General features: G+C 60.8%; 20 protein-coding genes and 2 pseudogenes. 20 read left to right on the forward strand and 2 right to left on the reverse strand.

From position 1 onward, the window contains the following. The first annotated feature begins 37 nt into the window (after positions 1–37). The 7 genes from ACL02S_RS05565 (at position 38) to ACL02S_RS05595 (ending at position 7,053) form a co-directional block, all read left to right on the forward strand. Complete coding sequence (locus tag ACL02S_RS05565; RefSeq protein WP_412801208.1) at positions 38–703, forward strand: phage tail tube protein; 666 nt, start codon at positions 38–40, stop codon at positions 701–703. A 95-nt stretch (positions 704–798) separates the two neighbouring features. Then, the gene (locus tag ACL02S_RS05570) at positions 799–942 is read left to right on the forward strand and encodes a hypothetical protein (RefSeq protein ID WP_412801209.1); all 144 of its coding nucleotides are present in this window, start codon (positions 799–801) and stop codon (positions 940–942) included. Positions 943–1,032: 90 nt separating this feature from the next. Next, positions 1,033–1,371, forward strand: a complete 339-nt coding sequence (locus tag ACL02S_RS05575; RefSeq protein WP_412801210.1) for a hypothetical protein — start codon at positions 1,033–1,035, stop codon at positions 1,369–1,371. A 167-nt stretch (positions 1,372–1,538) separates the two neighbouring features. Next, positions 1,539–1,880, forward strand: a complete 342-nt coding sequence (locus ACL02S_RS05580; RefSeq protein WP_412801211.1) for a hypothetical protein — start codon at positions 1,539–1,541, stop codon at positions 1,878–1,880. Positions 1,881–2,858: 978 nt separating this feature from the next. Then, positions 2,859–5,609, forward strand: a complete 2,751-nt coding sequence (locus ACL02S_RS05585; protein ID WP_412801212.1) for a phage tail tape measure protein — start codon at positions 2,859–2,861, stop codon at positions 5,607–5,609. Positions 5,610–5,800: 191 nt separating this feature from the next. Beyond that, a complete protein-coding gene (locus ACL02S_RS05590; RefSeq protein WP_412801213.1) occupies positions 5,801–6,349 on the forward strand; it encodes a DUF6301 family protein in 549 nt (182 codons plus the stop codon). Between the two features lie 215 nt (positions 6,350–6,564). After that, entirely contained in the window at positions 6,565–7,053 is a 489-nt protein-coding gene (locus ACL02S_RS05595; RefSeq protein WP_412801214.1) for a DUF6301 family protein, read from the forward strand. 348 nt (positions 7,054–7,401) lie between these two features. Here ACL02S_RS05595 and ACL02S_RS05600 read toward each other — a convergent pair. Beyond that, positions 7,402–7,863, reverse strand: a pseudogene (locus tag ACL02S_RS05600) (transposase family protein); the annotation flags it as partial. Between the two features lie 30 nt (positions 7,864–7,893). Then, a pseudogene (locus ACL02S_RS05605) lies at positions 7,894–8,066 on the reverse strand (transposase family protein); the annotation flags it as partial. A 1,088-nt stretch (positions 8,067–9,154) separates the two neighbouring features. Between ACL02S_RS05605 and ACL02S_RS05610 the strand changes: the two are divergent. From ACL02S_RS05610 to ACL02S_RS05670, 13 genes are all read left to right on the forward strand, one after another. Next, complete coding sequence (locus ACL02S_RS05610) at positions 9,155–9,301, forward strand: hypothetical protein (RefSeq protein ID WP_412801215.1); 147 nt, start codon at positions 9,155–9,157, stop codon at positions 9,299–9,301. Positions 9,302–9,576: 275 nt separating this feature from the next. Next, positions 9,577–12,153 (forward strand): hypothetical protein, encoded by a 2,577-nt coding sequence (locus ACL02S_RS05615; RefSeq protein WP_412801216.1) that lies wholly within the window; start codon positions 9,577–9,579, stop codon positions 12,151–12,153. 30 nt (positions 12,154–12,183) lie between these two features. Next, positions 12,184–13,062 carry a phage tail protein gene (locus ACL02S_RS05620; RefSeq protein WP_412801217.1) on the forward strand — a complete coding sequence of 293 codons (879 nt, stop codon included), beginning with the start codon at positions 12,184–12,186 and terminating at the stop codon, positions 13,060–13,062. Continuing rightward, complete coding sequence (locus ACL02S_RS05625; protein WP_412801218.1) at positions 13,059–14,753, forward strand: Gp37-like protein; 1,695 nt, start codon at positions 13,059–13,061, stop codon at positions 14,751–14,753. The genes ACL02S_RS05620 and ACL02S_RS05625 overlap by 4 nt, the downstream gene beginning before the upstream one ends. A gap of 27 nt (positions 14,754–14,780) precedes the next feature. After that, the gene (locus tag ACL02S_RS05630; protein WP_412801219.1) at positions 14,781–15,206 is read left to right on the forward strand and encodes a phage gene 29 protein family protein; all 426 of its coding nucleotides are present in this window, start codon (positions 14,781–14,783) and stop codon (positions 15,204–15,206) included. Next, complete coding sequence (locus ACL02S_RS05635) at positions 15,203–16,774, forward strand: hypothetical protein (RefSeq protein ID WP_412801220.1); 1,572 nt, start codon at positions 15,203–15,205, stop codon at positions 16,772–16,774. Before ACL02S_RS05630 ends, ACL02S_RS05635 begins: the two co-directional genes overlap by 4 nt. 37 nt (positions 16,775–16,811) lie before the next feature. Then, positions 16,812–18,458 carry a hypothetical protein gene (locus tag ACL02S_RS05640; protein WP_412801221.1) on the forward strand — a complete coding sequence of 549 codons (1,647 nt, stop codon included), beginning with the start codon at positions 16,812–16,814 and terminating at the stop codon, positions 18,456–18,458. Next, the gene (locus tag ACL02S_RS05645) at positions 18,455–18,646 is read left to right on the forward strand and encodes a hypothetical protein (RefSeq protein WP_412801222.1); all 192 of its coding nucleotides are present in this window, start codon (positions 18,455–18,457) and stop codon (positions 18,644–18,646) included. Before ACL02S_RS05640 ends, ACL02S_RS05645 begins: the two co-directional genes overlap by 4 nt. 8 nt (positions 18,647–18,654) lie before the next feature. Beyond that, positions 18,655–18,981, forward strand: a complete 327-nt coding sequence (locus tag ACL02S_RS05650) for an LtfC-like domain-containing protein (protein WP_412801223.1) — start codon at positions 18,655–18,657, stop codon at positions 18,979–18,981. A gap of 47 nt (positions 18,982–19,028) precedes the next feature. Next, the gene (locus ACL02S_RS05655) at positions 19,029–19,391 is read left to right on the forward strand and encodes a phage tail fiber protein (protein ID WP_412801224.1); all 363 of its coding nucleotides are present in this window, start codon (positions 19,029–19,031) and stop codon (positions 19,389–19,391) included. 14 nt (positions 19,392–19,405) lie between these two features. After that, positions 19,406–20,602 carry a hypothetical protein gene (locus ACL02S_RS05660; RefSeq protein ID WP_412801225.1) on the forward strand — a complete coding sequence of 399 codons (1,197 nt, stop codon included), beginning with the start codon at positions 19,406–19,408 and terminating at the stop codon, positions 20,600–20,602. 934 nt (positions 20,603–21,536) lie between these two features. Next, positions 21,537–22,346, forward strand: coding sequence for a hypothetical protein (locus ACL02S_RS05665; protein ID WP_412801226.1), 810 nt, complete (start codon positions 21,537–21,539; stop codon positions 22,344–22,346). Beyond that, positions 22,324–22,638, forward strand: a complete 315-nt coding sequence (locus ACL02S_RS05670) for a hypothetical protein (RefSeq protein ID WP_412801227.1) — start codon at positions 22,324–22,326, stop codon at positions 22,636–22,638. Before ACL02S_RS05665 ends, ACL02S_RS05670 begins: the two co-directional genes overlap by 23 nt. Positions 22,639–23,178 lie beyond the last annotated feature (540 nt).

Below are 23,178 nucleotides of genomic sequence, written 5' to 3' on the forward strand. Positions count from 1 at the left end.
CGCTGGCGCGCACACCTATCCACGAAATGGAGAATCCATGCCTGCTACCAATCTGACCGCGCTGAAGGATGCCCAGCGCGAGCTGCTGCTCAAGCCGCTCGACGCCGCGGTATTCCTCGCACCGTGGTATACCGCCGCCCCGGCCGCCTTCACCGATACGAGCGGTGCTCTGCAGACCTTGCCCGCGGCCTACAAGTCGGTCGGTCTGATCGATAAGAAGTCCGGTGTCGCGTTCGCGCGCAACGTGGTCGCCGCACCGATCGAGTCCTATGGCGAGCTGGAGCCGGTCCGCAACGACATCACCAGCGACACCACCACCATCGAGTTCGAGCCGCAGCAGACCAACGCCATGACGCTGGCTCTGACCACCAACGCCAACCTGGAGCAGGTCAAGGCGGACGCGCAGTCCGGTGAGGTGTTCTTCGCGCAGCCGTCGTCCGAGCAGATCACCTACTACTCCGCGATCGTCATCGCCAAGGACGGCAACGACGCCGCGCCGATCTACGTGTTCAAGGTGATGCCGAAGGTCGCGGTCACCAAGTACGCCGGTGAGCAGTGGACCCCCACCACCATCATCTCCCAGAAGCTCACCCTGACCGCGTTCAAGGACGACACCGCAGGCTACTCCGTCGCCCACGGTTTCGGCGGCACCGGCTGGAAGAGCCTGCTCACCAAGGCCGGAATCGAAACCGCCACCGTGTAATTCGTGGTCCCCAATCGTGGTTGTTCGCCGCGTGTCTCCGGTCGCGGCGAACAACCACCCCTTTTGCCGCAGCACCGGAGAGAAGAAAGGTCATCATGTCTGCCATTCCCACCGAATACCCCGTAACCCTGACCGACGGCGAAACCGAATACCAGGTTTACGACGCCACCGCGTTCGTCAACGCGGTGTACTCGCGCGGCCACCGGCATATCACCGGCGCCGAAGCCGAACAGCACTGAGTTAAGCCCGCGAAGACCGCTCTGCTTTGCGGCCGGATTTTCCGCCGCGAAGCCGAGCGGTGTTCGCATCCCTATCAACCGGAGAAAACCATGGCATCACCACGCAAGAGCCCCGCGAAAACCGGCATCAGCGATGAAGGCCGCTTCTACGAGATCCAGCAGGAGCTGACCGCGAAACGGCGCGGCCCCTACCAGCTCACCAGTGATATCGCCATCCAGCCGATGACCCGCCGCCAAGCCAAAGCCCTGCGCGAAACCCAGGACGAGGAGGAGCAACTGGCCATCCTGCTCGGCGATCAGCACGAGGCGGTCGAGGAACTGTTCGACGACCGTCCGATCGATGAGTGGATCGCTTTCCAGGAAGACCTCTATGCCCACTTCTTCGGCCAGGGCTCCACGGAGCTGCCGGGGGGATCAGCGGGCTCGTAGAGTTCTGGGATCGTTTCGGTGCCGCGCTCGACTACGACCTACTCGAACGCGGCATCGATGTCCGGGACTGCTTCGGGCCCGAAGACCTCCGCACCCGCGATTGGCGCACCATCTGGCGGTTCAAAGACCGGCTACCGCGCGGATCGCAATACAAGACGGCACTGGCGATGGACCTGCAGCTGGCCGAAGAACTCCTCGCGCTCGAAACCGATGACGAATTCCCCGAAGCCGAGGACCCGACCCCTGATGGCTACACCCTCGACACCTATCTGCTGCTGACGGTCATCGACGGGCTACAAGGCGTGCAAGCCGCGGTCATCGCCGCAGCAGGCGCCGACCCGCCTCAGGTCAAACCGATGCCCAGGCCGGTGACCGCGCTGGACAAGGTCCGGGAAGAACGCAGACTACGATCTCTGCAAGATCTGATCGGAGTGTTCTCCGCCCAGCCGCCCGACGATACGCCGGACGGTACCGCGGAGCAGGAAGTGAGCGAGGTTCGGCGTGTATAGCAGCGGTGGCACTGTGGATGAGCAGTGGGCGCCGGATGAGGTTACGCCCGAGCCGGTTCTGCACCAGGGAGAATGATGGACTTTTCAGACTATGTGAATCATAAGCTGTTGTGGGACTCTGTCGATTCTCTCGATAACCCGGAACTGCAGTATCGCACTGTGGTCGACGGTGTGGTTTTGGAGATCCTGATAGGAGATTTTCCCGCGGAGTCCGCATACACACTTCTGGTCGATGGTCGCCCATCTGGTGAATTCGATTGTTGGCCCGAGTCGTGGACTCGGCAGTTCCGTAATTTCCAGGCGTAATTCGTAATACCTCGCTTCGTCACATCGATTCGTAATCTCTTGGCACGCGATCTCAGGCACGGATGCGCTGATCAACAGATTCCCCTTTCGAGCGCAGGCATCGGGGAAAAGCGCTTGTCGCCCCGTTGGGTTCCGGTGCTTCCTGGATGGTCGCAATGGGTGCTATAGGTCGGATACAAGCCCTTCTGGATATCGAAGCGCGTCGAATGATCTCTCCGGCGGAATTGTTCTGAACCAGAGTGGCGGCAATGCCCTCATGCGGGACTCGGTTATTTCATTCATTTTCGTCTTTTATTCAGCACTGGTTATCGGGTGTCAGATGGATTGTTCCACTCCGACGCAAGGGGTCTGAGTGCTATCTATTCATAACTCTCCTCTGGTGTGGTATCGGATGAAATGTAGCTCCGGGGAGATTCGCATTTCGCGGCATATGGTGGCCGCCTCTGCGATGCTACGACAGGTGTATTGATAATGATTTCTAACGATGGAAGAAAGCCTCCTGGTGAGTCTTCTGGAGATCCAGAGTCAAGGCGACATGTGTCCCGTTGGGAAGAAGACCGGGAAATTTATGAAGATTTGCCGTTCGGGCCACCTGATTCGCACCCGGTGCCGAGTAATGAGAATTTAGGTGAGTTCGCGCCGAAAGCTGGGGAGACACATGATGAGGCTGCCGTGCGTATCAGGAAGTGGTACGACGCGCAGGCAGCATCCATTCCCGAACTGGACAAGGAAGGTCTGGCCAGGGGACTGTCAACGGAAGAAAGAGCGCGTCGCGCACAGGGGATCCGGCATGACGCTCGTATGACCGCACGCGCAATGGATCCGGACCGTATCCGGGTACGTGAGCTTCGAAAAAGGGACTACAAATTGTACGGCAACCCCGATGGGCCGGCCTTCGATGATCTCGTCGAGAAGTATCGGAATCGAGGCCTGTCCGATGACGAGGTCTTCGAAACGATCATCGGCAGTTCGAACCGGACGAATGCCGAAGTCAACCAACAGCTGGGGGTGACAAGGGAATCCGAGGCAAATAACCGTTCCCGCCCGTCGTATCCTCCGGGCGGGGCTTCTGCCAAGGCAGCAGGCTCACCACGCAAGCAACCGGGTGCTGGCCCAGGTACCCCGCACCGGGATCAGATGAAGAAGCCGGGATGGCTCGGAAATCTCACGGGCAGGCTGAAGAACGCCCCATCGGCTGCGGCAGGCAAGTTCAAGAACCTGCCCGGTAAGGCAGGGCAGGCCGCTGGTGGCACCGCGGCCTTGCTCGGTGGTGCGGAAGCGGCGGCCGGGATGCTGCCGGAGTTGTCGGCGGCGATGAGCAATCCCATGGGGGCCACCGGGCAGCTGCTGGGTGAAGTATCCGGTATGGCGGGTCTGCTCGATAACACGGGCGGCGGCCAGGTTGCTGCGAGCCCGGCAGGAGGTGGCCGGGGCGGTTCTCCTGCCGCGGGGAAGGCCGCCAAGTCGAAGGGTGGCGGCGCGGCGAAGGCCTCGGCGGAGGCGGCGAAGAAGTCCACGGAGGCGATGAAGAAGTCCACGGAGGCGATGAAGAAGTCGACCGAGGCGGCGAAGAAGTCGACCGAGGCAGTGAAGAAGTCGACCGAGGGGTTCAAAAAGTTCTCCGGGGAGCTGAAGAAGTCGGCCAAGGCGCATAAGAGCGCGTCGTCGGCGACGAAGAGCATGACCGGGGCACAGAAGAACCTGAACAAGGCGATGCGGGCGAATCCGCTCGGCATGGTGGTTACCGTGATCACCACCGCGATCGGCGTGATCGGGTTGCTGGTGGACAACTGGGACAAGGTCAAGGTGGCCTTCGAATGGGTGCACAAGAATGTGTTGATCCCGGTCGGTAAATGGTTCTCCGACACCTGGAGTGGGACCGTTGTGCCCATGTTCAAGACCAGCATCGACACCGTCAGCGGGTTCTTCAGCGGGATGGGTGAAACGGTCCAGGGGGTGTGGAACGGCATCGTCGGCACTATCCAGGGTGTCGTGCGGACCATCGCGGACCTGGTCGGTAGTATTCCGCTACCCGTTACGCAGAACATCGCCGCAAGCCTGAACAACTTCTTGGGTCCGGAGAAGAAGGCCGATGGTGGCATGCTGCGGGGTCCGGGCGGACCACGCGACGATGTCATTCCGGTGCTGGCTTCCAACGGTGAGTACATCGTGAACGCCGAGTCGACCGCCAAGAACCTGCCGCTGCTCGAGGCGATCAACAGCGGTGCCACACCGAAATTCGCTGACGGTGGACGGGTGGCGCATTCGAGTTTCTCGGATTGGGCCGGGCAGTCGGCAACCGACGCCGTGAGCGGTTTCTTCTTCGGACCTGAAGGCAAGCCGGAACCCGAGTACGACGAGGACAAACCCCGGACACCTGAGCAGGCACGCGAGGATGCCGTCAATGGCATGTTCGACGGATTTTCCAACGCCGCAGGAATATTCGCATCGGGGATGGTTGGCAGCGTCATGTCCGAGCTGAATATCAGCCGTGTTCCGCCCTTGGTTCAGGGCCTCGTCAAGGCGGGTATCGCTATCGACGAGCACCGGGAGCAAGAGAAAGATCGCGCCGAGCGGAAAGCGCAAGCAGATGCGGAGAAAGCACAAGCAGCGGCGGAGAACGCGACCGGTGATGGTCAGACGGAGGCGGAGACCGATGCCGAGACCACACCGGAAAACGAAAAGGGTCTGTCGGAGAAGGCCGCGACGTTGATCGATCTCGCCAAAAGAGTCGAAGGCGCCCCCTACGACCCGGGCGGGATGCATTGGGGCGATTGCTCGGGTGCGGTATCGGCATTGGCGAACTTCGCGGCGGGCTTGCCGCCCTTCGGTTCCCGGTTCGCTACCGCCAACCAGCCCGGGGCGTTGGCCGATCGCGGTGCCAGGCATGGTCTGGGCCCGGCGGGCAGTTTGAACATCGGCTGGTATCACCGCGGCGGCGAGGACGGGCATACCGCTGCCACGTTGCCCAATGGTGTGAACTTCGAGATGGGTGGTCGCCGCGGGAACGGTCAATACGGTGGTTTCGCCGCAGGCGCCGACGACCCGGTGTTCACCGATCATGCTCACTTCCCGCCGGAGATGTTCTTGGCCGCGGGAGGTTCGGTATCGGGTGCGGGGTCTTCGATCGGGGATCTGATCCCGGCGTGGTTGTCGGATGGGGAGTTCGTGGTCAATGCCCGCTCCGCGGACGCCAATCGCTCACTGCTGCATGCGATCAACCAGGATGCGAGCGCGTTGTCCACCCTGGTCCAGCCCACCCCGGTCCCTACCAGGGCATTGGTGGGTGCGGGTGTCGGTGGCGAGAGTTTGGATCAGTCGACGACCATTCATCTGTCCACTCCTGATGTGGATACCGCGTTCCAGAAAGCCAAGACCTGGGAAGCGCAACGCGCACTGACCTACACCAGCCGGTGGGGGTGATCGGGGGAAGGCGTCATACAGTAGCGCGTTCCTGGGGTGGGGGGTCCGTTTCGACGCTCGTCATGGCCTCGTTTTCGGCCGGGGGCGTGGACATGCCAGCGGAGACGACTACATTATCCATTCAGGGCCAGGCCGAGGGTCTTGCGCCGAACCCGACAAACCCGACCCAGTGCTGACAGGAAGTTTCGATCATGTACGCCGACCTCGATGGTGCCGCCGCGCTCGCCCGCATCGCAACGGGATTTGATTGGACCTGGACACTCGAGGATGTGCCACGATTCTGTGCGATCACAGGCTGGAAAATAGTGATTCGTGACAAACTGGGGATTGAATTCGCCACCGATTTCGACGTCAGACGTCCTCAAGCAAACCTGTTCACTGATAAGGGAATGGCTCCTGAACTTGCTGCGGCAGGTGAGGAGATCGAAAATATCTCGATAACCGTAGCGGATTTGACTGCGGCTTCGCACTCGTCAACAGAAGCGGAGGTGGTGGAGTGCTGCGGACTTGTCGGACAGCGACTGATTACAGAGCTGGGTCCACCGAGGCGCCGGGTATACGAGACTGATCAGAAGCTCATCTGGGACCTATCGAAAGTTTCCATCCGCTTGTATCCGGTAACAAACGCGGTGATTCTGGGCTTCGTCAATCCTGCTTTTCAAGAGTGGATAGAGAAGCAGGCGGAGCTAGACGATATCGCGCCGGTCAAAGCCGGTGGTGCGTTTCATGTCCAGTGTTAAGAGTTCCCCGGCTGGGTAGCTGGTTGGGGCGCTGGTCTTATGGAGTGAATTTCTATTTTCGGCCAGACTATTTCCGATATGGCGATGCTGCTTTGTGAGGTACATCGATCATCGAACCTGCTGTTTTAGAGGGTCTGATTAAGCCTCGGGTTTCGAATAGAGTCCGTTAGTTTTAGTAGTGACTGTATGTGTCTCTCGTGAGAGGATCTATGAGTATGAAATCAGATATCGAAGGTGCGGTGCGCCTAGCTCGCACGGCCATGGAGTTCGACTGGACATGGCAGGCCGAGGATCTGCCACCTTTCTGCGAGAAGGTCGACTGGCAGGTAAGCGAGATCGATGAGAACGGTGCAACCTTGGTAACGACTCTTGATGTGTTCCGTAAGGATGCAATCGTCTTTTTCTCGGCCGATTCTTCTGGAAGGATCAGCTGGATGACATTGTTCGTCGCAGACGTCGAATCTGATTGTAGAGGAGTGAAACCGTCAGCAGAGCAGGCTGATATTTATTCGTTACTAGAAACTCGAATTATCAAAGAATTGGGTCCGCCGGATCGACGCTTGCCAGATCGGGGTGAGCCGAAAACGACTTGGGATCTGGAAAATGTATGCATAGAACTATATACGGTTAACAGTTCGATAGCATTTCACATTGTGAACCCAGAGTATCAGGAGTTGCTGGATGAACCGATTCTTCCGTTTTAGTTAGGCTCTCCCTGTGAGGTCCGGGAGAGCTGAAGAGGATATCACTGGCCGAGGTTGGCCGCGCGGATATCGTCCTGTGTCAAATCATTGAACAGAAGCAGCTGGTTATCGCCGGTTCGAGAGTGGCGCTCCTGGTGGATATCTCACAAATAGGAAATCTGAACGTTTCGATTCAGGGACCCTTTTCATCCTTGCTGCTGGTGGCGACCCGAGGTTGCCACCAGCAGTGTGTATCGTTTGCCGATATGGCAAAACCCCCTGGTAGAGAATATTATTGACAGAATCTACTGTTCGCCACCAAGAGGTTTTATGTGTTGCTCTGCCCTGCTGTGCTGTCATTGAGCCTTTTCATACTCGTGTGGACTGAATCTCGCGGTCCTGTAGGGCGTGGATGGCCTTGGTCAGGGGACCGGCCTTGTGCGGGCAGCAGCGTAGTTTGTGCAGCACCTTCCAGGTTTTCAACTGCGCGTTGGTGCGTTCGCCGCGGCCTCGCAGCTGCGCATGCTCATGGTTGGCGTCGGTCTGCTATGCCGGTTTGCCGCGCCCTTTGCACGGGGTGACAAACCCATCGATACCGTGATATCCCTTGTCCGCCAAAACGATCAGCCCGCAACGTTAGAGGTCGCGCAGGATCTGCCAGATCCACGCGGCCTTGCTACAGTGCACACTGTCGGGCAACGCGCCCGACGCCCACATGATGTATCTGTCGGGTGTGGCGATGATCTGGATGTTCATCCCGTGATTACGGTGCTTGCCCGAGTAGTAGGGTCGGTCGGCGGCCACCCGGTCGATCGGGATCAGCATGCCGTCCAGGGTCAGGCAGATGTGCCCGTCCTCCAGCTCCACGGTCTCGGCGACAGAGCGCCACGCGGTGGTCGTCGACACCTCGAATCCTGCCCCGAGGTCGCTGAAAGTTTCGGCTTACACAGGTGGGCCAGCACGAGCAGGGCCTGGCGGGCCGGGTCGAGCTTGAGTCAGGCCGAACCGATCGCGCGGCGGTGCCGACGGATCAGCTGCGCGACGAAGTGGAGGGTCTGAAGTGACTACGACAGCGCGGAACGGTAGAACAACACAGAAGCCACTGGTCGGACGGTGATCTCGGCAATCCCGCTTTACCAGGGGCTGCGCTTTTCGATCACGCGACACGCCGCACCAAACATCAACTGCCACAAAGTCATCCATCACAGATGAAAATGACTCATTATCACCTTCGACTCTAACTCGGATGTTGGATGTGATCCGTCGTCACCATATCAGGATCGGTTCGGCGTGACGACTGCTTGCCCCAGGTAGGTAAGCCCTTTCGGTTCCCAGCGCTCGCCACGATGCGTACGTATGGGTGGTGTCCGGGCTCGCCGCCGCGTTCACCGCCATCAAGGTGGGGCACCTATCCGCAAGCCATTCGGCCACTGGTTGTGCTATGCGGATGGCCGGCATCCGCGTAGCCGTCGAACGAGTTGTCGCCAGCCTGAAAACGTAACGGATGCTCAGCGCGGCGGGCGGTCGCTACTGCGCGCCGATCGGTAGGTGTTGACCAAGGCAGTGTTGTGGCTCTCCGAAGTTGACAGAAGTCACCACCAAGTCCCTGGCCAGGCTGCTTGAGATCGAACGCCACTGTCGCGGTACCTGTGCCGATCGGCGGGCATAGACCGCTTTCGCGCAAGCGGTGTCGGTACTGCGATGGTTGCTCGACCTCACCGGAGTCGTGCAGCAGGACTGTGGCAACGATCATCGGCAAGCCCACCGATTACAACTACATGCACGAAAGTATCGACGTACTCGCAGACTGAGTCCCAGATCGTGGTGCGGCATTATGTGAGGCGCACTTGTCCAGGTGCGAGTGTATCGGGGTGGGCGGCACATTCATTCTCCATCGACCGACTTCACGAACTTTATCCACGATTCGCAATGTCCAGATACACCGCACGTGACGAGTAGTCGCTTCGGTCGTCGCAGATGCGACCCAACCGCGAGCACAACACCACCGCGTTGCGCACCCATGCCGGTGTGCGCGAGGGACTGTCTGCCCGGGCCCGTTAATGCCCCACCGGTACGGGGTGATCTCCGCTATGAGGTCGAATCCGAGGTGGACACGGTAGCGGTGAAGAAACCTGCTGGTGGGCAGTTGCCGGAACAGCAGAAAGTGGCCGATAAAGCGTACAACAGCAAGCGAGCCATCGGTGAACGCGGCAACTCCTTGCTCGAAACTAAATCCGAGGTACTGCGGTGCGGCAGCCTGTTCCCTTGACGGATCGCAGTCATCGTTGTCGTTTCCTTTGTACTATTCCGCACTGAGTGCCGTCGGAAAGCATGAATTCATAGCACACCGATTGCTTGAAAGGCTTGTTGATCGTCAGTAGCGAGTTATTAATGCCGCAGTGGAACCTATTGGTAAGGCTGAAATTTCTGAAAATTCTAGCTCCGCCACCTTTCTAAAAGACTCGGTCGATCTTCATGGGATTGATCGATGTTGTCCGCTGCGTTTGTCTTCATTCGATATCCAATGTAACCACAGGTGCTTAAGTGACGAGGAAGAAATGGCCAGACCTCCGGGCAAGGAAAATCGGCTCGCGCGCAGTTCCGATTGATTTATCTCCGGCGGCGCGGGCGGAAATTAAAGAAATTCAACAGATTAAACAAGAATCCCTTAAGGAGGAGTTGGAGCACAGGGAGAGGGAAGTTAAGAGGTATTACGAGGAGGAGATAGGTGTCGAGAATGGCATAGGTACCGGGGGGGATGAAGGCGCCGAGGAGAATGAAGGTGCCAAAAAGAAAAAGAAGAAAAAAGAATCTATAAAGAGGTATCTCGATAGCATTAGGGGAGGGTCGGTATCGGGATCTAAAATTAGAAAACTCGAAAATCTTACACAGCTATATCTGCAGACCTTCAATAATCTTAACCGTCTGAGTGAGGAAGCTGGCGAGGTGGCTGCGCGAGATTATATCGAGCAGCGCATTGCGGAGGGGGGTGGGAGTTTTGTAATAGAAGGTGATGATGAGCGGCCAGGGAAAGATAAAAGGAATGTATTCGATCTGGTAGCTGTCATTGACGGAAAACTTGTTTTGATAGAGGCCAAAGGCCCTAGTGCGGGGCTAGGTAGCAGATGGGTTAAGGGTAAATCTGGAAACCATGTCTATGCTCAACAGGGGACACGGGAATATCTGGAGGCTACGCTTGCTAGTGACGAATATCTTCTACAAAAGCTGAAGGATGACCATCCAGAGATCTACCAGGCGTTATACGATGGCACAGCGCAGATCGAATACCGGATGGTTCGAGCTACCAAGGCTGGCGGGGCTAATACTCAACTATTTGATATCGGAGAACATCCAGTTGGACTGCCCGCTCGGTTCCCGAAGGGTGCAGTGCCGCCCGAGGGGTATCGAGGTGAAAAGGGTCTTCAGTCTGAAAGTAGGAGCATTCCGGATAGCCGAGGCGCTGGAAGCAACGGGGGCAAGCCAGGTGACAGGAGGAGTGCGCCGCAGCGGACCGGGTTTGCTGCAACAGCTCTACTTGCTGGGGCGTTCGTATCCGCTATGGTGTTCGGTGGTGGTAGCCCGGAGGCGCATGCTGCTAGCGCTCACGACACCACTTCGGTGGTGCAAGCATCGAATGCGCATGTTGTTTCGGCGAATTCGGCTACGGCAGGTCTGAAGGATTGGGCTGCTTCGGCGCGGGATTCGGCTGGTGTGCACAAGCTGTTCAAGGAGGGGGTGGGGGGGAGCGGGACGCAGAAGCTTGCTTCGGATGTGGGGATGTTCTCGGGGGTGTTGCAGAGTATATCTATCGCTACTCAGGTGTGGGCTGTCGCGCAGTGGGCGTTCAATATCGCGATGAATGCCAACCCGATCGGTGCTCTGCTCGTTGCCGCCCTCACTCTCGCTATTACCAATATCACTCTGGTGGTGACGTATTGGGATACGTTCAGGTCGGCTTTGGACTGGGTTTTCAAGAATGTTTTGATGCCGATGGGGCAGTGGTTCTCGGATACCTGGAATGACACTTTGGTTCCGATATTCCAGTCGTGTGCCGATGCTGTTTCCGCGGTCTTTCGGACGATTGCCGACTCGATATCCGGTGCGTGGAATTGGATTGTCGATCAGGTCAGGGGTTTCCTGCGGGGGTTTGCCGATTTCATCGACAGGATTCCGTATGCCGGGATCGGGCCGAATCCCCATGAATGGGCGGACAGGATTCGGGAATTCACCGATCCGGGGCAGGGGGACGACGACGGGGTGCCGCGGGATGAGGGCGAGCCGGGTGAGTATTCGGTGCTGGCATCAGCACCGGAGGGCGCGTCTGCTGTGGACGTGGCGTCGCGGCCTCAGAATGTGCCGGTGCCGGAGACGGCCGACTATGGCGCCGCCCCGGGGTTCGCTGCTGGTGGCCTGGTTTCTCTTCCGGTGTGGCGCGGGGTGGGTTGGGGGCTGGAGATACCGGAATCGCCGGCAGGTTTCGCAGTGCCTCACGGTTCTGTCGAGGCAGGCGCCGATCGTGCGGGTGCGGGGTCGGGGCAAGCCCGGCGCTCTGTGAGCCGGCGGCGTCGCGCAGGTAGAGCGCGTGCTTCTTCGGTGGCGGCGAGGGCGAGCGGAACGGCCGCTCTCGTGGCCGCTGCTGCTGCGGCGCACCGTGCCGGCTCGGTGATGCGGGCTGGGGTAGTGGGCCGGAACGCTGGGGGAGTATCGGGTTCCGGTTCTGGTTTCGAGGTCGATGGGTCCGATGCCCTGGCTGTGGATCGTGCTTTCGCCGCTTCCTCGGTGTTCGAGCATTTCGCTTCCGGTGATGGAGATGGCGCGGCTCGGTTGTTGGCTGCGGGCGGGTCCGTTTCCCGTGGGAGTGGGTCGGCCGGTGGTTTCCCGGATGCGAATCTGTCTTTGTTGCAGGTGATTTCTCAGGATGCGGGCGTGTTGTCCGGAGTACGTGGGCGGCAGGTCGTACCGACTCGCGCGCTGGGTGCCGGTGGTGTGCGCCGCCGTAATACCCGAATGGATCGTTCGTTGGCGATCCGTATTTCGGCGCCGGATGTGGATGCCGAGTTCAGGCAGGTCAAAGCGAATACGGCGCGGCGTGCGTTGACGTACGCCGGTCGCTGGTCGTGATACGCAAAGTAAGAAATGAGGTGAATCTCTGTGGCACAAGCCGCGATGATCGAAGTCGAAGGTGTCGATGGTTCGCACTGGACGCTGGCGGGTCCCGGTCAGGGGCGTGAGGGTGTCGAGCTGGGTACCACGCCGACCGGGCTTTATGACGCCCCGGTGACCACGATCTGGAACTCGACCGCTTTCCAGATCGGCGCCACCTATGGTGGGGCGAATTGGCAGAAGCGGGATGTGGTCTTCGGTGTCAATGTGTACGAAACTGATTCCGCCAGTTGGGAGTCGGTGGATTCGGCGTGGCGGAAGGCGTGGGCGTATGACCGTGATACGAAGCTCGTCGTCACCACCGAGTACGGTGCTCGCACGCTGCATCTGCGGATGTCGCAGCAGCCGGAGTTCAAGCCGCAGCGGGATCCGCATCTGAAGAAGTGGGGGCAGGTCACGATGACCTGCACCGCTGGGGTGCCGTGGTGGGTGGAGGAGGATGTCACCGCGACCGCGATGTCGACGATCGACACTCGTGGTGCGGGGCAGTCCGAAACATTGTGGCTGCCGGTGTCGAACCCGACCGATCAGCCGCTGTGGCCGCAGTGGGTGGTGACCGCGCCTGGGGTGTGGACTCTGCCGGATTTCTCCTGGACCGAGGATGCGGATAAGGCGCGGGTGCTCACGTTGCCGACGTTGGTGGCTGGCCAGGACGTGACTGTGGATACCGATCCGATGGAAGAGATGATCGTCGCCGCCGACGGCAGTTCGGTGTGGGCGCGGATGAACGGCAAGATGTTCCTGCATTCGGTGCCCGCGTGGACTCCGGAGACTCTGGTTCCGGTGACGGTGCGGGGTGCGGCGGCCGGGGCGACGGTGCAAGTGCGTTGCCCACGTAACTGGTCGCGGCCGTGGGGGCTGCAATGACCGCGCCTGCCGTCAGCGCCTCGGCGCTCGACCGGATGGAGACCATCCACCGTGATGCGCTCGCTGTCCGCGGAACTCGCAAGAACAAGCGGCTCGAACCGCCGCTGATCCGGCTATGGGACGGTGACTGGAACCTACGCGGTATCTGCCGGGCCGAGATCTCGGCCACCTTCACCTGGTTGCTCAACGAATCGGGCACCGGGCAGTTGGTGTTGCCTGCCGAGCATTATCTGGCCGAATGGATCATGAACGCTTCCGCGCGCTCGACCCAGAACGTGCACATCACCGTCGACAAGGATGGTGCGCGGTGGGGTGGCCGGATGAAGACCGCGACGCTGCAGAAGTCCGATACGGGTGTGAAGAGCGTGATCGTGCAGTTCATGCACGATTACGAGGAGTTGAAATGGATTCAGGCCTGGAGTAATCCGTTCCTGCCCGCGAGCTTCCAGTTCCCGAGAGTGTTCATGTTGGCCGGGCCGTCGATCTGGTGTTTGAAGCTGTCGCTGTTTCTCAATATCCTGCGGAAAGAAGCCAGCTTGTGGGCTTTGCCGGATGACCCGCTGGATCCTTCGCAATGGATCAACCTCGATCAGTCGAACTGGTCGATGGTGGTGGCGCCGAGTGGCTTCTTCTCCGACAGTTCTATCTGGACAGTGATCTCGTCCCGGTGGAAGGGCTGGCACGAGATGGCCGAGAGCACGCTGGCGGACGCTCAGCTCATGGTCACCTGCCGCCGCTACCTCGAGGGCGATCCGCCGCCCTGGCCGGGCGCGAACCTGCGCCATGGCTGCCTGGTGTTCGACATCGTCGACCGGTCGGGGTACTACAGCGGCACCTCGGAAGGCGGTTCGCTGGTCGACGGGCTGGTGCACACAGTGCAGAACTTCGTCAACGATATGGCCGAGCAGGAGCCGAGTATCCTCCCCGACCCCAATGCCCCGGAGGAGTATCACCAGCCCGACTGGTTGGGGACCAGGCCATCCAACCCCTGGGTGATCTACCGCGAGTCGGAATACACCGGCATCCAGACCTCGGAGTTCACGATTTCGCCTGCGACCGCGGCGCAGATCAACTGTGGCGGGCACAGTATGCCTGGCGTCAACGAGGTCATCTCCTCGGTGGTGCATATGATCGGCAATCTCACTTCCGCGGTGACATTGAGCATTCCCGGTATCGGCGGGGTGGGGGTCAGCCTGCCTGGGATGGGTGAGCCGTTGGACGCGTTCCTCAAACCGCTGTACGAGGACACGATCCTGGCGTGGATGTCGTATAAATCGCTGCTGCGTCCCTCGCAGATGGGCTGGTCGCACTATTTCGAGTTCTTCCAGTCCGGCGCGGACAAGGCCTACACCTTGTCGTCACTGGTGGCGATCCGCCAAGGCTTCTGGGAGACGCGCGGGACCACCTCGCACAAGATCACGGTCATCGATGGCGCGCCGTACTTCATCGGTGAGAACGGGCAGGGTCATTTCTTCCTCGGCGACCGGATCGGCGCCACGGTCGAAGGGCTGCCGAAGGGGCAGATCTTCGTGGAGCAGGTGACGGCGCTCGATCTCAGCTGGTCGCGCGGTGTTACGCCGTCGTGGCATATCTCGATCGGCACCGACAAAGTGCGGGAAGACCCGGTTGCCAAGTCACTCAGGCACATTCAGACCATCATGGGCGATTTGCATGAACTGGGAGTCATGTGATCGCCATGCGAGATCCGGAGAGAAACAATGCCACTTCCTTTACAGCACGAATGCGACCCCAACGATCCGGAGCAGGCGTTCCTCTGGGCGCTGATCGGATTGCCCGGCCCGCGCAACGGTCCGCTCCTGGTGCCGCAGCAGGTGCTGGGTAAATGGTCGAAACATTTGTGGGATCTGGGTTTCCGGCATCATCCCGAGGAGCAGACGCTGGAATATCATCCGTCCGTGCCCGGTGGGGAGCACTGGTTGGCGCAGTCCGGAAACTGGGTTCCGGTCGGTACGCCAAAGCCCGCCGCGATGACCGCGCCATCGGTGACCGACCTCTCGCTGGATGAACGGCGAGAACTGGTGCGGCAACTCCAGGCATCGGGTGAACTGGCCCATCTGATCGACCGTCGCGACCTCGCCCCCGATGTGGCCCACGACGGCACGTTCGAGGGCGAGGCGGGATGACCAGCCCCGATCGTCTCGTTCCCCAAGGCGCTTATAGCGGGCCCGGCGCGGGCGGAGAGATCAGCGGCGTTTCGCAGATCACCCAGGACACGGCGAAATCCGCGATGTCGAGTGGCATCGTTCAGTCCTTCGGCAACATCGCGATCAATTTCGGCGCCGTCATCGATGCCGGGGTGAAGGAATTCGCTGCCGACCTGTGCGATGCGATCACCGGCGCGACCGGTGGCCTGATCGATCTGAGCGGCTGGGCGTGGCAATTGCGCGCCGACGCCGACCAAGCCCTGCGGGATTCGGTGACCGCGCAGCGCAGCGCCTCGGGCGCGCAGTCCACCGCCGACAACCAGACGGTGATCATCGAGGCGACGAACTCGAAGATGCAGGTGGTGATCGACGGGCTGCCGATCAAGCCGTACTGGGAAACGATGAACCTCACCGAGGAGACATCGTTTCCGCGGAACCTGCTGCACAACGCGGTATGGGAGCTGTCGGCGTCGGGGACCACGGTGAGTGTGGACTACACGCCCGCCTACACGCCACCGGCGAACACTATGGAGGGTGCGTTCATCCGCTGCCTGTACAGCGGGGGGCGCAAGGTCGTCAGCTATATCCCTGATGCGGTGTCTTCGCCATGTGAGCTGTACGTGGTTGTCGGCCGCATGCTCGACAGCGGCGATATCAAGATCGAATGGGTGTCGGCGAACCAGACACCGGAGATCACCGCCAGCCGGGTGGAACGCACTATCGAATTGCCTTCCGAACTCGTCTTCGAACAAGGGGAGACGGCGTTCGTCGGCATCCACCAGCGTGGTTCGGGCAACCGCAGGCCACTGCTCGGGATCGAGGCCGCCGATATCCCCCGCCCGCCGACGGTGTGGCCGCCGCAGCTCAACGCGCAGTTCCCGACCTCGTCGGTGTTGAGCGCCGGGGTGACGCTGGCCGCGGGCACCTTGGATTTCACCTCGAGGAAGATCCCGTACGTTTCCTTCGGCAAATCGTCGTCGACCGGGGATCCGATCAAACTGAAGTTCTTCGAGGACTTCGAATCCGGCGGCATGCCGAGCGCGTTGGTGCGGTTGTCGGCCCGGGTGGCGAAGGTGTCCGACGGTGTGTTCGTGGTGTCCGGGTTGGACGACGGTCTGCGCCGTTATCTGTACGGCCAGCGGCTCAACTACGACGACCATATGGTGACCGGTCGCCTCCGCAATCCCACCGATCAGGGCGCGCGATTGTTCGTGCGATCCGACGCCGCCAACAGCTCCTACGTTTCCTTGACCGTGACCAGCGGCTCGCTGAGCATCGTGCGCTGGACAGGAGGGGAAACCGCCTCGGTGCTGGCCTCGGTGCAGACCACCACCGCGGATAACGACGAATTCCGGATCAAAGCGGTCGGTGATGTGTTCACCGCGGAGAAGAAGATCGGCGGCGTGTGGACCCAGGTCCTGACGCACACCGATTCGGGCAATGCGCTGCCGAAGGGGTCGAGCTACCGCTACACCGGGCTCGGCACCACCCGCTATTCCTGGGTGAACGGCGGCGGATGGGGCGATTGGAAGGCAGAAGACCTGTGAACCAGAACTGGGTTCTGTCCGGCTCCGGCGGTGCGCGATGACCAGTCCTGATCGGGTACTGCCCGAAGGCGCGTACAGCGCCGCACCCGGCGCCGCGCGTATCAGTAGCCTGGCCAGTGCCGCCGCGCGCTCCGCACACGATCAGATGTCGGCTCAGCTGGTGCGCTCCTACGCCGCTATCCCGGTCAATCTGGCCACGGCAGTGCGCATCGGCCTGCACGAATTCGCCGCGAGCTTCTGCGAGGCGGTCACCGGATTCACCGGCGGGCTCATCGATCTGAGTGGCTGGGCGCGAGTCCTGCGCGACCAGGCAGCGCAAGCACGTGCGGAGGCATCGACCGCGCAGGATTCGGCGATGCTCGCCGAACAGCTCGTCGCACAGACCGAGGAGGTCGCCCAAGCCACCAGTTCCCGGGTGCAGGTGGTGATCGATGGGCTGCCGATCAAGGCGTACTGGGAGACGATGAACCTCACCGAGGAGTCATCGATACCGCGCAGCCTGCTGCATCAACGGGCATGGGATGTCTCCGACAGCCAGAAGACGGGATATACCAGGTACTCCTACCAGTACCTCGCCTACTACGACCAGAACAATCTGCCGGTCTACAACACGCGGACGTTCTATGTTCAGTTCACGCCCGCGTATACGCCGCCGGCGAACACGCTGGAAGGCGCCTATATCCGCTGCCGCTACAGCGGCGGCCGGAAGATCGCGACGTTCATGGTCGAGGCGGTCTCCTCGGCGCCGTGCGAGCTGTATGTGGTCGTCGGCCGCGTACAGGACAACGGCGATATCCGGATCGAATGGGTTTCCGACGATCAGACACCGCTCATCACGAACTCTCGCTTCGAGCATTCGGTGGAACTGCCTGCCGAAATCCTTTTCGATGTCGGTGAATCGGCGTTCGTCGGCATCCAGCAGTGTGGTTCCGGCGCGGTGCGGCCGCTGCTGGGGATCACCACGACGGATCTGCCGCGCGCGGCGACCGCGTGGCCGCCACGTCCGACAGCGCGATTCGCGGCCTCGGCGCCACTGGCGGCGGGAACCACTGTGGCGGCAGGCACACTCGCCTTCTCGTCCAACAGCGTGCCGTATGTCGCGCTGAGTAAGGAACTCGTCACCGGCGACCCGGTGAAACTGGTGTTCTACCAGGATTTCGATACCGGCGCGATCCCGACGGCCTTCGCCAGGATGTCCAGCCTCGCCGCCACCGTCTCCGGCGGTGTCTTCGTGGTATCCGGCAGCACCGACGGACCTCGCCACTACCTCTACGCACAGCAACTGAACTACAGCGACCACATGGTCACCGGCCGGATCATCAATCCGACGGTGCGCCACGCCTGGCTCGTACTCCGCTCCACCGCGGACAACAAGAGCTTCGTCTCGCTCAACGTCACCCAGAACGCCCTCGTGCTCTACAGGTACACCGATGGCACCTGGACCTCGTTGACCAGCGTGGCGACCACCGTCACCAGCGGTGAGGTGTTGCGTGTCAAGGCAATCGGCACCGAATACATCGCACAACGCAAGACCAGCTCCGGCTGGGTGGACGTACTCACCTACACCGACACCGGCAACTCGCTGCCAAGCGGGCCGGGCTACCGCTACACCGGCCTCGGCACCGAACGGGCGTCCTGGGTGAACGGTGGCGGTTGGGACTATTGGAAAGCAGAGGATCTATGACAACACCTGTCACCATCGGCGGCCACGAGCTGGCGCTCGACGTGGACAACGGCATGCTCGTCGTCTCCATCGTGGCCGACGGCACCACAACCCGGCGCGGCAGCATCTTCATCGGCGAACTCGACCCCATGCCCGATCCGGTCTTCGTCGAGCCCGATCCCGTCGCACCGCAGTCCGATCCGAACTGAGGAAAACCGTGACCCAGAAACAACTCGGCTACGACCCGTCGAATCTCACGCTCGTCCTGTCCAAAGGCGCGGATTTCGTGCACACCATCGCCCTGGAGCCCGGTTCGGTATTCCCGGACGGCACCCAGGTGCGCATCGAGGTCCTGAATGCCGCCGACGCGGTGCTCGACACCTGGCCCGCGGTCATCGACGGCCAGGATGCCGTCTTCACCGTGCAGTCCGAACGGGCCGATGCCATCCCCACCGGCGCGAAATACCGCCTCTACGTGTCGTATCCGACCACCCCGACCACCGACTACCTCTGGTTCTTCGGAGCCATCCGCCGCAAGCAGTAGCACCGCCACTGCTTGCTCATCATTTCAACTATCCCAGGAGATTCATCATGACCATCGCTGTCGCCACCACCCGCCAGGCACTCGCCGACGCCTACAAGAACATCGCCGGATCCAATATCGCGTTCGTGAGCGTGCACACCGCCGACCCCGGCACAACCGGCGCGAACGAAGCGACCGGCGGCTCACCCGCCTACGCCCGCAAACAGACCACCTGGACATCCGCGACCAGCGGCGTGATCAACGGCTCCCAAGTGACCATCGACCTGCCCGCAGGCACCTACACCTACATCGGCCTGTGGAAGACCTCCACCGGCGGCACCGCCGACTTCATCGACAAGGTAGCGATCAGCTCGACCACCCTCGGCGCGCAGGGCCAGCTGCTGATCACCCCGACCTTCACGATGTCCTGATCGAAAGGCACGGCATGGCAACGCAACAACTGCGCACGCACGCCGTGCCGCCGGCGCCGCCCGTGACCGTGGCATCGGCGCCGGCGGCGGCCACCACCGCCGTACCACCCACGGCGGTGCGCACGGTGATCGACGTACAGGTGCCGGTCATCGAGCCCTACTCGATCGCCGGATACACCGGCAGCGGACACAGCACGGTCACACTCGACTCGGTGCGCGCCGCACCCGCCGCCCCCTTCACCGGATACGGCGACGTAACAGCTCACCAGCGGTGGACGGTCCCCACCCCCACCACTCTCGAGCACACCGGACACGCGGCAGCCCAGATCGCCATCGCAGCAGGCCCCGGTGTACTCGAGGCCGAACTCAGCGGAAGCGGTGACCCCGGCGCGGCAATCGATGCAAGCATGGCGACCGGAGCGGATTCGGATGGAACCGCATCGGTATACCTCACGGTAATCGCCACCGCCGAAGCGATTTTCACCTGTGAAGGACGCTTTTCGGCATTACCGCCGCTACACGTGGGCTACGGGGCCGAAGGCGCATTGTCCACCGGTATCGCGGCGGCCGGGAAAATCCCGGCCACAGCCGCGCACACCGCAGCAGGCACGCTGGCCGCCGCCACCGGCTCCCCGTCGCCTGCTTCGGCGAGCGGTTCCCTGACCGCGACCACCGGCCTCGCCGCGAATCACACAAGTAGCGGCGAACTGGCCCAGACCTACGCCGTATACGCGACATCGTTCGCCATGCCCGCGGCAGCAGGCACGCTATCGGCCGAGGCGAAGACCAGTTTCCAACCTTCGTCGATGACGAAATCCGGTACTTGGTCAGGGCTGAACACCGGCTGGAGCACCATCTCCGGTTGGGCCGCGGACACCAGCGGTTACCCCGGCTCATCGGTTGTGGGCGGTAACGGTCTGCTCTCCCTTGGCGGGAAATCCGATGCCACGATCACCGCGGCCGTGGTGTTCACCGCCAGCGTATTCAGCCAACCGAATCTGACGCTTCAGTTACTACTGAACAACGTGGTGATCGCCACCGGCATACCGAAAGCCGCCACCGCGAACGCGGCGACGACGATCACCGTTTCCGGTGTCGCGACTATCGCGGCCGGCGATGTCATCACTGTGCAGGCGACATCCAACAATGTAGTCACCACGTACAACCCGGTCGCCCACGCCGACACGGCGTCCTACGTGCGCATCACATAGCGGTGATTCGAGGAAGGGCAGTGTGGGCGGGGGTCGCCGCGGGCACCGATTCCGTGGTGACTTCCGCCCGCCAGGCAGTAATCCAGACAGCCGGGTGTGACTGCAGAAATAGTCATCTACCTGCACTGTTCAACGCTTTCTTGTGATCTGTCATGGAGTGTGGTGCTAGGCTGACGAGCCGTCGGAGATTGACCCCGAAAGTGCGTTATCCCGCCCGGCACAGCAGGCATCGTTGTAGTCACCGCGTACAACCCGGTCGTCTATACCGACACGGCATCCTTCGTGCGTATCGCTTAGCGGTGGCTCGAGAAGGGTAGTGCGGGTGGAGTCGCTCCGGGCACAGATTCCGCGGTGACTTCCGCATGCCGGGCAGTAGTGCAGAAAACTGGATCTCCCTGAAGATTTCCATCTATTTCGATCCAGATTTCGATCGAGGCTCCGCCATACGGCGGGGCCTCTGCGACTCCCGCGTCAGGTCATCCGGAACCCTCGGCTGCATACCTGGCATCTCCCCGGAACCTTTACGAACGGTTCGTCGTAGATGGCCGGTTGCTGTACGGCTCTACCAGCCGCTGATATGGCCAGGAGCCCAGCTGTCGACAGCAGTTCTGGAACCCATATCACGTGAATTGAAAATTTCGAAATCTCGAGGCGGCCCGGATGTTCCGGGTCGCCTCTGTTTTGCCTGTCTTCCTCCCTGGTGGGGGTGATCGGGTAGCGAGCCTGTGAAGGTGGTGAGGTCATGGCGATCACCGGGTTGTTCGGTCTGTATGCCGTGGAACGCGAGCATGAGCGGTTGCGGCAGTGGGCGGATCGTCGTAGTGCTCGTCTGGCTACGTTGATCCCGGCCGGCGCCGACTCGGCCGAGCAGTCCGCGACTGGTGGTGGGAAGGTGCACACCTTCCATGGGATGAATCCTGATTCGGCTGCTCGCATGCTCGAGCGTATCGATGTGCGTCGTGAGTTGGTGGCAGGTGCTCGTGAGGTCGTAACTGTCGCTGATTCCTTTGATTTGGGTGCGTCGGTGCAGTCGCCTGCAGTCGCGGAGCCTGTTTCCGAGGGTGAAGTGCCGTCGGGAGTGCCTGGGCGGCAACCGTTGCCGATCATGACCCCGCTGGGTTGGCAGTTGCCGAAGATCGCTTCACCGGGTTCGGGGTTGCAGTTCGTCAACGGGCCGTACTTGTCGCCGCTGGAAGACCCGAAGACCAGGGGTGTGTACGCGCTTTTGAAGGGGTCGGAGAAATTCTGGCGGGAGGAAGCCGAATCCCTGTCGCCGGATGACCCGAAGTACGACGCCTACAGGGGTAGTGCGGAACGAGCGGCAGAAACCTTGCGTGACTTCGAGCAGAACTGGGCGGAAGCTCAGCAGGAAAGCGATCAAGGGTCCTCTGCCACCACCCCGGATTCGTCGGGTTCGGTGGGTGCTGGGTCGCAGGCGCCGCAGCACGGTATCCCTGACACGAGTTTGCTGGATATGCCGGACACTACCGGTCATGCCCCGGGTGATGTCTGGGAAGGGTCCATGCTCGATGGGCGACCGGTTACGTACAGCATCCCGGAAGGCAATGGCACCAATACTGTCGATCTGGAGATCCTCAATCCTAACGGCACGGTCGATCGGTACGGAAAAACCCATAAAAGCAGTTACTGTACCGAACGCGCCGAAATACCCCAGGTAGTATCCAACCGGTATGATCAATTAGTAATGGAGTGTATCGAATATGCCATCCGTCCCTCTCGATGAGCAGCATCCAATCGATATGAATATAGGAGATGCCGTTCTTTGTGAAATGAATGACGAAGAGTATTTTGCGGAACTTTCGATTGAGTTGGTCGAAGGCGGAATCAAAGTGGTGCTTGCATCGGATCTTCGCTCCATGATTGTTCCTGATGACGATCTCTATCAGGCGGTTGGCCAGTTGGCCAATGCGCATGAACGGTCCGGGTCGGGGCTCATTAAAGCAATATATGAATTCCAAAAGAATTCTAATGGAGAATGGGATATGGTTGGTCGATTTTCATATAACAAAGCATGATATCGGTCTTGGAGCGTGTCTTATTGATCCGGAACTGAATGTTTGTGGTTGTGGGGTGTGTTCGTGTAGATCTGCGGTGTGGGCAGGGCTCCGGCGTTCTTGATTTACCCCCGCTGACCTGAGCTGATACGCCCCGGTGACACGCCAACCCAGATGCGATAGGACACAGGCACTTTCAGGTATCGATGAAGGTTCCTAGGCCAAGATCGATCTGGAGTGCCCGTGCCCGCAGTAACAGTATCGCCGATATCGATTCCCGACACACTCGATCGCCACGACATCATCGGGATACCCGATGATGCGCGCCCTGGTTTGCTGGAAGTGCTCGCAACAGTGCCCGACCCAGGGCTCCGGCAAAGTCCGGTTCCAGCAGGTGAAGAGTAGTTCGTTGAGGTCGCTGAGTGTCGGTTGATCGGTCTCAGGTCTGTTCCTGGCCGCAGCGATCTGCACGTTGGTCCCTGGCGGGATGAGCCTTCACGGACACCGGCCCTGGATCTGCCCTACCTGTTCCAGGTAGGGCAGATGGTGCATGCCATCGAC

It is taken from the genome of Nocardia spongicola, from assembly GCF_047200775.1.
In the GTDB taxonomy this organism is placed as follows: Bacteria; Actinomycetota; Actinomycetes; order Mycobacteriales; family Mycobacteriaceae; genus Nocardia.